This is a genomic window from Alicyclobacillus contaminans DSM 17975 (assembly GCF_000429525.1).
GTDB classification, from domain to species: domain Bacteria; phylum Bacillota; class Bacilli; order Alicyclobacillales; family Alicyclobacillaceae; genus Alicyclobacillus_A; species Alicyclobacillus_A contaminans.
This window is the reverse complement of record NZ_AUCA01000073.1, coordinates 1-7,934: the sequence shown is the minus strand read 5'-3', so window position 1 is coordinate 7,934 and position 7,934 is coordinate 1. Positions and strand designations below refer to the sequence as shown.

Sequence of the window (7,934 nt, the reverse complement as noted above, 5' to 3'; positions counted from 1 at the left end):
GCCGCAAAAGAAGTGGTCACTGAGGGCGGTCGTATCATCAAGGATGCAGAGCAAGTGGCCGAGGGGCTTGCGGAGGTAATTCCCGGAGCGCAGACGACCGAGGAACGCCTGAAGCAGCAGGTTGAGGAACTGACCGCCAAAGCCCGGCAGACGGAGTTGTATCACTACGCAGCCATCGGTCTTCGGGCCTTTGGTGTGGCGCTCAGCGCGCTCTCGGCTGACCAGCGAAAGGCATTGGAGCTGTGGATCGGCTCCAAGGTCCCCGGTGTGACGCCCGCAGAGATTGACGCTGCGCTGCAGTATGTCGAGAACGTGACTTCTCAGGCTGCAGGTGACCCGCTGATTACCACTGCGAACGCCTTCACGCAGGCGCAACAGGCCCAGCAGGCGCCGGCACAACCTCAGGCCACGGCGTAACCAGATTCAGCAGACCTTCAGGTGCTGCTCAGTACAGGCTAAGCATGGGACTGTACATTGAGCCTAGCCCTTACCCCACTCCTAATTGGGCCCCTGCAGCTTCGCAGGGGACGCTTTTTTCATGTAGACGGATCATCATGGGTACAGTCATGCGAACGGATTGAAGCATAAAAATGTGGAAAGCCTGAACATAAACGACGGATGTTGAATGTATACATCCGAAGACCGGCAGTTCTAGTGACGGATTGACCAATTCGGAAAAGAGGTGGATAATACGAATCTGAGGAGGGTGCAACGTATGGCCATGGTGCTGAAGGACGATCCACGGCTGATGGTTCGATTGACTGCGACTTCAGTCATTCTTTACGTTGCAGTTGCAAAACTGAACGCTTATAGAATGGATCTAATCAGTGAGCTCCGACGAGACGCAGAATACGTGGAGATGCTGACGCGTGCCTATCAGGAGTCAGCGGAAACCGATGAATTGTTCGCTGAACGATTGTCGCATGTTTCTGCAGAAGTCGATCAGATGATGATGGAGCTGGCAACCAAAAATGACCGAACCGAAGAGAAATGATATATATTGGGCAAACTTAGAACCGGTTCAGGGCTCAGAGCAAGGTGGCTCAAGACCGGTTTTAATTGTGTCTAATAATCTCATGAATAAATTTAATAGCGTTGTGCTTGCCGTACCCATGACACGTAAAGGGGAAAAGGTAAAAGCAGGGCCATTCAACGTTCCATATCCTATATCTGATGTCGAAGTAGACAAAGAGGTCGTTGCACAGTTAGCTACGTCAGGCCATTACTTCGAGGAAATTGACGGCGTGGTTCTGTGCAATCAAGCTCGAGCTATCAGTAAGAAGAGGTTAGTGGGACGCATTGGGAACTTCAAAACGCGAGATACGTTAAAGCGTGTTGAGTTGGCTATTATTGACGCTTTTGGATTGCACGCTTGTATACATTGTGATATCCCGTTGAGGCCTAATGCGCTTTCGTGCCCTCAATGTGGGTCTTTATATAGAAAGAAATGTGCCTCCTGCGGAAAAATATCGAGCATCGAGTCGCGCTTCTGCTCAAACTGTGGAGGGAGGATCTGAGCATGAACGATAATTCCAGGCAAGAAATAATCAACTCCCTTCTCGAGTATTTACCGGAGATAGCTGCTTCGCTAGGGAAAACTGTGTCATACTTACATGATGCGCTTCGCAGCGAAGACCCAAGGAGATCGATATTGCTCGGAGATGTAATGACAGAACTTGAACATATCTTTCCGGTCTTTGAAAAAGCCCTTCAGGTTGACGTCAGGGAGCACGATGAACTAAGGGAATATCACGGAAGCTTGGCTATTATCCTGAGCGGATTTAAATCGATGCTGACGTGGCTTACCAACGAAGAAGAGCCGGATGAATCGCTTACGAAGGCAATCAATATGATGTTCGAAGGCAGTCAACAGTTAATGAATCTCATCAGTAAAATCACCTCTTAATGAAATTTCGTTACAGAAGTGGCCCCTTATATTCTGGGGCCTTTCATTTGACCTCCTCAATACACTCCGGCTCATCATACATCACGTTCCCCACAGCTTCGGTGACGCGGTACGCATACAGCTCGCCGTCGTATGGCTGTAACACCGACATGGCGACCTCTTTATCCGTGATTCCCCGGTCCAACCAGATATCCATGGCATCCCTCGGCAGGATGACGGGCATGCGGTCGTGCAGATGCCTCATGAACATGTTGGCCTCCGTCGTGATGATGGTGCAGGAATGGATGGTCTTCTTTCCGTCCGGGGCCCGCCATGTATCCCAAAGCCCAGCCATACCGAACACCTCATGTTTGCTCACGCGGATCCTGTAGGGCTTGCGCGTGTTTCGGTGCCATTCATAGATGCCGTCCGCTACCACTACGCATCTACGCCGGGCGATCAGATGCCGAAACGAAGGGGCGGTCGCCAACCGCTCTGCGCGCGCGTTGAACGTGCTGAAGCTGGTCTTTTCCGTCTCGGACCAACGTGGGATGAGACCCCACCGGAGCATCCCTGCCCGACGTTCATTCCCGTCGGATATGATTGCCATGACGTTTTGCGTAGGTGCTATGTTGTACCGCGGCGGATAGCGGAATCCGTTGTCGGTGAGCCGAAAGTACTCAATGATGGCAGACCAATCTCCCTCATAGGCCATGGAAAAACGTCCGCACATGATGCGTCCCCTCACACGAACATTGAGCATGGTGATATCATACCCAATGATAAGGGAACGCATGTTCGTGTGTCGAGGTGAGAAATATGTCACGGCTGGTGCAGCGTCCCATCCGCGTGCGCACAAACCGAAACGGCGAACCTGTCACCATCATCGACGGCGACCGAACCTACACGGTTTCCGCCATCCTCAACGCCTGGTCGGAGTCGGGCGCCTGGTGGGACAGTGAGCCATCGCGCCGAATGTTCACCGTGGAGACCGCGGATGGCTCGGTGTTTGACCTGGAGCACAGCGGCGGAAAGTGGTCTATCTATCGAGTGTGGGATTGACGTTTCCTTTTCATCTTTCGCAATGCCCGCTTTCGCGCTCGTTCACGTTCGTTGAAGATGGATAGGCACGTGGGGCACACGACTCGGTATCCTACTTTGTGCTCGGAACAGATATATCCGCCGTTCATGAACTTATCCATTCGGTTCACTCATCCTCCTCCAGCGGCCACAGCTCATCAACTGTGGTGTTCAATGCACGGGCGATCCGCTGTGCAATCCTCAGTGTCGGCAAGTGCCTCCCCGTCACAATCCGACTCAATGTATTTGAGTTCACACCCGCACGTTGTGCCAGCCACTCTTGCTTGATGCCGTTTTCCTCGATGAGTTGTTTCAGCCTCGTTTTGTTCTTCATACGCCTTCATTCAACATTCGCGTATATAAGTCCTTCAACTTTGCAATCGGTTATCGTCATCGACGTATATAGACAAACAACGACAGCATACGCATGAACCATTACCAACAAGGAGGATGGTCAGCATGATGGAGCAGCAGTTTGCGCGGTTTCTCTTGGACCGGATCGACGAGAGAGTGGAAGCCCTGCCGAAGGACGTGGCAGACGACATCCGCCTGCATCTCCACGAACTCCGTGGCATCGTCGATACCGCGCTCGCGCAACCGGTGCGCGCGCGGTCGAAAGGCGGTGCGGCCAATGCATGAGACTTGGATGGAGTTGCTGGATCACTTCGGCGTGTTCGGCGCACCGAATGATGTTTGCCCGTGGTGCAAGCGGCGTGAAGGCACCGTGCAGATGTGGGGGATCAACCAATATGGTGAGCGATACCCGACCGACCGAGTCTGCGCGACGTGCTACAGCCACTGGAAGACACCGCGACGTCGGAGGTGAGGCGTATGACGCGCACAGAATCGTTACACGCAGCACAGCAACATATGCAGGCGGCATATCAAGCACTGCGTGATGGTGGATTCGACGGCGCCGCAGCGCTCGAACATCTCCAGGCGTTCGTGATGGATGTATGGAGTCACGCGAATGGTTTGGTGGCGTATCTGTTAGGGGGCATGGTATGAGACCGGAGGATACTGAGCGCAGAAGCGCTTTTATCCGGTTGGCTGTGACCGGTCTGACACTGCTGGCTTTGAGCGACGTAGCCCCGATGATGATGGACCCCGAGGTGGCACCGGTCGGTATTTCCGGCGCTCTCCTGCGTGACGGCGCCGCAGCGACCGTGCGCCACATCCCATGGCTTCGTATCGCGGTGACAGCCAGTGTGATTCCGCTGGCCGTTGACTTGGTTCACGGATTCTTCCGTCAGATCCCACGGAAGGTGGTGCAACATGCTACGCGCGCTGATGCAGTCTCTGATGTACCCGATCCGGCCGGTGCGCGGGTCGCAGAAGATACCGATTGGCCGGGGACCGTTCGGGCGGCCGGTGTTCCTCGACCTCGCCGCGGCGCCGCATACCAAGATCGCGGGTTTGACTGGGATGGGGAAATCATCGATGATGCTGACCGTGCTGTACTACTTTTGCCGGCAGCAACCGACGTGTGAGATCCACATTATCGACCTCAAGGGCGGCGCCACCTACGCGCCGTGGATAAACGTGCCGCAGGTGCGCGGTATCTATGCGGATACTGCGTCCGCCCTCGAGTGCCTGCGCTACTGCGAAGATACCATGCGCGCTCGGCTGGAGGAGATCCGACAGGCGCGTGCGGCCTTCATGGCGCCGAAAACGTATCCGCTGCTGGTGGTGCTTATCGACGAGGGAGGCGAGATGGCGCCAGCCGGGGCAATCGGGTCAGAAAAGCAACTCCGCGAGTCGTGCATGCAGGTACTCTCTACGCTGGTGCGTGTCGGCCGGGAACCTGGCATCCGCGTAATCTATGGTACGCAGCGGCCCGACGCCAACCACACTCTGCCGCCAACCATCCGGAGCCAACTGGACCATACCATATGCTTTCGAGTGAGAGAGCGGAACGACAGCAACATCGTCCTTGGTCACGAGGGCGCCGAACAACTCATGGTCAACCCCGGCCGCGGCATCTACCAGTGTGGTGTGTACGAGACTGAGTTTCAGGCGGTGTACATCCCGGAGGACTCGCTGTTGGCTTGGTTGCGGACATACCGGGACAACACGGCGGCGCCGTACGGCGCAGGTGCCGTTACCGGACATCGAAACGTGGTGCGGGATTAGGCGGTGCAGACAAGTGCCAACTTTCTTTTCATCCTCTGTGCAGCAGCGCTTATTTGACTTCGCTCTAAGTCTGGCGGCGGCCGCCCGCCTGTTTACCGCCGAGCAGCTTGCCCGGCACGCTGACCTGTCTGGATACCGAGATCCCACGAAGCGTGCCCGGGAGTTCCTTGCGCGGTTTCCTGATACGTTCGAGACATTGCGCAGTCCGGCGGCTGTTCCGGCTCGGAGACGGCTGACGGCCGCCGCCCGGCGTCGGTATGGCATTACAACTCGGCCTGTCAGCGGTGTATCCAAGCGCGCAGACCACTGGCTCGGTATCGGAGATATCTGGCTTGAGCTTACTTTTTACGGTGGTCGTCCGACGGAGTGGCGAACGGAGCCCGATGGGCAGTTCGACATCTACTGCGAGTGGCAGGGGCGCCCGCTCCTCATCGAGTACCAGCGCACACCGATCGCCGCGCGGCAGTGGCGTAAAAAGTGGGAGCGACGGCTAAACTGGTATCGGCAGCAGACGTGGAGCAGGCGACCTACAGTGATACTCATCGACACCACCGGTCAGTGCGATGAGACGTTGTCGCTGCCAAGAGGTACGGTGCACGTGCGAAGGATCGAAGACCTGCATCATGCATTGATGCCTCCACGTTTGTGAGGGCCTTTGTGTTGTACCATGAAGATACAAGGAGGCGAGAGCATGGAACGTAAACCGGATGCCATATACAGATTCGGGAACTCAACGGTACGGGTTTTTGGTCCAGGTCCACTGAGTGACGAGGAGCGCGAACGCAGACGAAAAGAGGTTGCGAAAGCGGTTGTGAGATGCTTGCTATCTCAGCGCCGACAAAACAAAGAGTAAGAAACGTGGATATCATGTCGGTGTGTATCAGTACAATCGATCCTCGACCCTGATGAGTGCGTACTCGAAGTTTCACCATCCGGACTTCCGCAGTTTCATCATTCGCGAAAAGTCCTCGGTCTACAACGCCTTGCGGCACTTTTTCTCCCAGCGACCGAGCGAGGTGAAGCCGGCATGAATCAGCAGGAGATGGCCGAGCTCGAAGCGAGCATCGAGCAAATGATGGACATTGCTCGAGCCTTCGGGCTCGATTTTTACCCCATGCGGTTTGAGGTGTGTCCGGCGGACGTCCTGTACACGTTTGGGGCGTACGGAATGCCCACGCGCTACACGCACTGGAGTTTTGGGAAGATGTACCACAAGATGAAACTGGAGTACGATCTTGGGCTCAGTCGGATATATGAACTGGTCATCAATTCGGATCCGTGCTACGCGTTCCTGTTGGACAGCAATTCGCTCCTGCAGAACAAGACCGTGTGCGCCCACGTGTTAGCGCACTGCGATTTCTTCAAGAACAACTTGTCGTTCTCGCGAACATCCCGCGACATGGTGGAGCGCATGGCCGGGAACGCCGAGCGGATACACCATTACGAACTGGAATATGGAAAGGCGCGCGTGGAGTCCCTGTTGGATGCGGGCATGGCCCTTCAGGAGCACGTGGACGGGTCCCTGTCCGCCGAACTGGCTCGGAAACGGAACAAGCGGGAGGCAGCCAACCTGAAGCCCAACGTTTCACGTGCCACCCGGAGCCCGTACGATGATCTCTGGGACCTCGATGGTAAACCGGGCGGTTCTTCTCCAAAGCCGGAGACGGGCACTTCCTTCACCAGCCGCTTTGGCACGCTGCCAACCAAAGATTTGATGCTGTTTCTGATTGAACACAGTTCGGTGTTGGAAGAATGGGAACGCGATGTGCTGACAGTGTTGCGGGATGAGATGTTGTATTTTTGGCCCCAGTTGGAAACGAAGATTATGAACGAAGGCTGGGCGACCTACTGGCACCTGCGCATCATGCGCGAGTTGGAACTGGATGAAGCGGACGCCATCGAGTTCGCCAAGATGCATTCGGGCGTGGTGTTGCCGTCGCGGACGTCCATCAATCCGTACCACCTGGGCATCGCGATTTGGGAAGACATTGAAAGACGCTGGAACGAACCGACGGCCGAAGAGCGCGAACGGTTTGGGCGAGAACCGGGGCAGGGGCGCGCAAAGATGTTTGAGGTGCGCGAGCTTGAGAACGACATTTCGTTTCTGCGCAACTACCTGACCAAGGACCTGGTGCAAAAACTGGATCTCTTCCTCTACCAAAAAGTCGGCAACGACTGGCGCGTGGTGGATACCAATTGGGAGCATGTGCGCGACCAGCTGTGCGCCTCCCGGGTGAACGGAGGCATTCCCGTGCTGCACGTGGTGGACGGGGATTACAACCGGAACGGGGAACTGTACGTGCGTCACTCGTACGAAGGGATGGAGTTGGATGTGAAGCACCTGGAGAAGACGTTGCCCTACATGTACCAGTTGTGGGGGCGCAACTGCCATCTCCAAACGGTCGTGGAGGGGCGCGATGTGGTGTTCACGTACGACGGAAAGAAAACGCAGCGGAGGTTTCTCTAGGAGCGTGTCCGAGTAATCGACCAAAGGACATGCTCTACACCGTTGGTATCTTTGAATCTAAGTGGTGAATTCTAGGCATCCCGCGTGCGGTTGTACTTACTCCGTGCTGTCTCGCCCCCGATGCAAAGACTCACATGGTCGCCAACCTCAACCATCCATTCCGGAATATCTTCAATAGGTTGTGACACATGGCCACCAATGACCACTCTCCTTGTACTTTGGCAAGCCCACGCAGGGACAAGCGAATGAATCCCATGCATGCCTTGATGTGGCCGTACACAGGCTCGATAATCACCTTGCGCTTGGCGTATATCGCTCGTCCACGCTTGGTCATCAGCTTGCGTGCCATCCGTTGCTTCGGTGTATACG

General features: G+C 55.6%; 14 protein-coding genes. 11 read left to right on the top strand and 3 right to left on the bottom strand.

Annotated features, from left to right (window positions below; translation table 11 throughout):
• The 4 genes from G463_RS23265 to G463_RS0116520 form a co-directional block, all read left to right on the top strand.
• On the top strand, positions 1-417 hold a 417-nt coding region (locus G463_RS23265; RefSeq protein ID WP_169725497.1), incomplete at its 5' end, for a hypothetical protein.
• A gap of 298 nt (positions 418-715) precedes the next feature.
• Positions 716-994: a hypothetical protein gene (locus tag G463_RS0116525; protein ID WP_026976035.1), complete on the top strand. Its 279-nt coding sequence runs from the start codon at positions 716-718 to the stop codon at positions 992-994.
• The gene (locus G463_RS24135) at positions 972-1,517 is read left to right on the top strand and encodes a type II toxin-antitoxin system PemK/MazF family toxin (RefSeq protein ID WP_084171844.1); all 546 of its coding nucleotides are present in this window, start codon (positions 972-974) and stop codon (positions 1,515-1,517) included. The genes G463_RS0116525 and G463_RS24135 overlap by 23 nt, the downstream gene beginning before the upstream one ends.
• Positions 1,518-1,519: 2 nt before the next feature.
• Positions 1,520-1,906, top strand: coding sequence for a hypothetical protein (locus G463_RS0116520; RefSeq protein ID WP_026976034.1), 387 nt, complete (start codon positions 1,520-1,522; stop codon positions 1,904-1,906).
• Between the two features lie 43 nt (positions 1,907-1,949).
• On the opposite strand, the gene G463_RS0116515 is transcribed toward G463_RS0116520, so the two are convergent.
• Positions 1,950-2,618 (bottom strand): SOS response-associated peptidase, encoded by a 669-nt coding sequence (locus G463_RS0116515; RefSeq protein WP_026976033.1) that lies wholly within the window; start codon positions 2,616-2,618, stop codon positions 1,950-1,952.
• Between the two features lie 86 nt (positions 2,619-2,704).
• On the opposite strand from G463_RS0116515, the gene G463_RS0116510 reads away from it, so the two are divergent.
• Positions 2,705-2,947 carry a DUF6504 family protein gene (locus G463_RS0116510; protein ID WP_026976032.1) on the top strand — a complete coding sequence of 81 codons (243 nt, stop codon included), beginning with the start codon at positions 2,705-2,707 and terminating at the stop codon, positions 2,945-2,947.
• A gap of 145 nt (positions 2,948-3,092) precedes the next feature.
• On the opposite strand, the gene G463_RS0116505 is transcribed toward G463_RS0116510, so the two are convergent.
• Positions 3,093-3,299, bottom strand: coding sequence for a helix-turn-helix transcriptional regulator (locus G463_RS0116505; protein WP_035487859.1), 207 nt, complete (start codon positions 3,297-3,299; stop codon positions 3,093-3,095).
• Positions 3,300-3,424: 125 nt separating this feature from the next.
• On the opposite strand from G463_RS0116505, the gene G463_RS0116500 reads away from it, so the two are divergent.
• The 6 genes from G463_RS0116500 (at position 3,425) to G463_RS0116475 (ending at position 7,565) form a co-directional block, all read left to right on the top strand.
• Entirely contained in the window at positions 3,425-3,604 is a 180-nt protein-coding gene (locus G463_RS0116500; protein ID WP_026976030.1) for a hypothetical protein, read from the top strand.
• Positions 3,605-3,796: 192 nt separating this feature from the next.
• Complete coding sequence (locus tag G463_RS23025; protein ID WP_156900275.1) at positions 3,797-3,973, top strand: hypothetical protein; 177 nt, start codon at positions 3,797-3,799, stop codon at positions 3,971-3,973.
• The gene (locus G463_RS23720) at positions 3,970-4,455 is read left to right on the top strand and encodes a hypothetical protein (RefSeq protein WP_245575940.1); all 486 of its coding nucleotides are present in this window, start codon (positions 3,970-3,972) and stop codon (positions 4,453-4,455) included. Before G463_RS23025 ends, G463_RS23720 begins: the two co-directional genes overlap by 4 nt.
• Positions 4,337-5,098: an FtsK/SpoIIIE domain-containing protein gene (locus G463_RS0116490; protein WP_245575939.1), complete on the top strand. Its 762-nt coding sequence runs from the start codon at positions 4,337-4,339 to the stop codon at positions 5,096-5,098. The genes G463_RS23720 and G463_RS0116490 overlap by 119 nt, the downstream gene beginning before the upstream one ends.
• 13 nt (positions 5,099-5,111) lie before the next feature.
• Complete coding sequence (locus G463_RS0116485) at positions 5,112-5,747, top strand: hypothetical protein (RefSeq protein WP_026976028.1); 636 nt, start codon at positions 5,112-5,114, stop codon at positions 5,745-5,747.
• A gap of 378 nt (positions 5,748-6,125) precedes the next feature.
• Positions 6,126-7,565: a SpoVR family protein gene (locus G463_RS0116475; RefSeq protein ID WP_026976027.1), complete on the top strand. Its 1,440-nt coding sequence runs from the start codon at positions 6,126-6,128 to the stop codon at positions 7,563-7,565.
• Between the two features lie 130 nt (positions 7,566-7,695).
• Here the strand turns inward: G463_RS0116475 and G463_RS0116470 are convergent.
• Positions 7,696-7,934: transposase (locus G463_RS0116470; RefSeq protein WP_156900274.1), on the bottom strand; the 239-nt coding region annotated here is incomplete at its 5' end.

Excerpts from the sequence above, each read along its gene's own strand:
- G463_RS0116500 (WP_026976030.1), top strand. The coding sequence starts at position 3,425 with ATGATGGAGCAGCAGTTTGCGCGGTTTCTCTTGGACCGGATCGACGAG.
- G463_RS0116510 (WP_026976032.1), top strand. The coding sequence starts at position 2,705 with ATGTCACGGCTGGTGCAGCGTCCCATCCGCGTGCGCACAAACCGAAAC.
- G463_RS0116515 (WP_026976033.1), bottom strand. The coding sequence starts at position 2,618 with ATGTGCGGACGTTTTTCCATGGCCTATGAGGGAGATTGGTCTGCCATC.
- G463_RS0116505 (WP_035487859.1), bottom strand. The coding sequence starts at position 3,299 with ATGAAGAACAAAACGAGGCTGAAACAACTCATCGAGGAAAACGGCATC.
- G463_RS23025 (WP_156900275.1), top strand. The coding sequence starts at position 3,797 with ATGACGCGCACAGAATCGTTACACGCAGCACAGCAACATATGCAGGCG.
- G463_RS0116525 (WP_026976035.1), top strand. The coding sequence starts at position 716 with ATGGCCATGGTGCTGAAGGACGATCCACGGCTGATGGTTCGATTGACT.
- G463_RS0116520 (WP_026976034.1), top strand. The coding sequence starts at position 1,520 with ATGAACGATAATTCCAGGCAAGAAATAATCAACTCCCTTCTCGAGTAT.
- G463_RS24135 (WP_084171844.1), top strand. The coding sequence starts at position 972 with ATGACCGAACCGAAGAGAAATGATATATATTGGGCAAACTTAGAACCG.
- G463_RS0116475 (WP_026976027.1), top strand. The coding sequence starts at position 6,126 with ATGAATCAGCAGGAGATGGCCGAGCTCGAAGCGAGCATCGAGCAAATG.
- G463_RS23720 (WP_245575940.1), top strand. The coding sequence starts at position 3,970 with ATGAGACCGGAGGATACTGAGCGCAGAAGCGCTTTTATCCGGTTGGCT.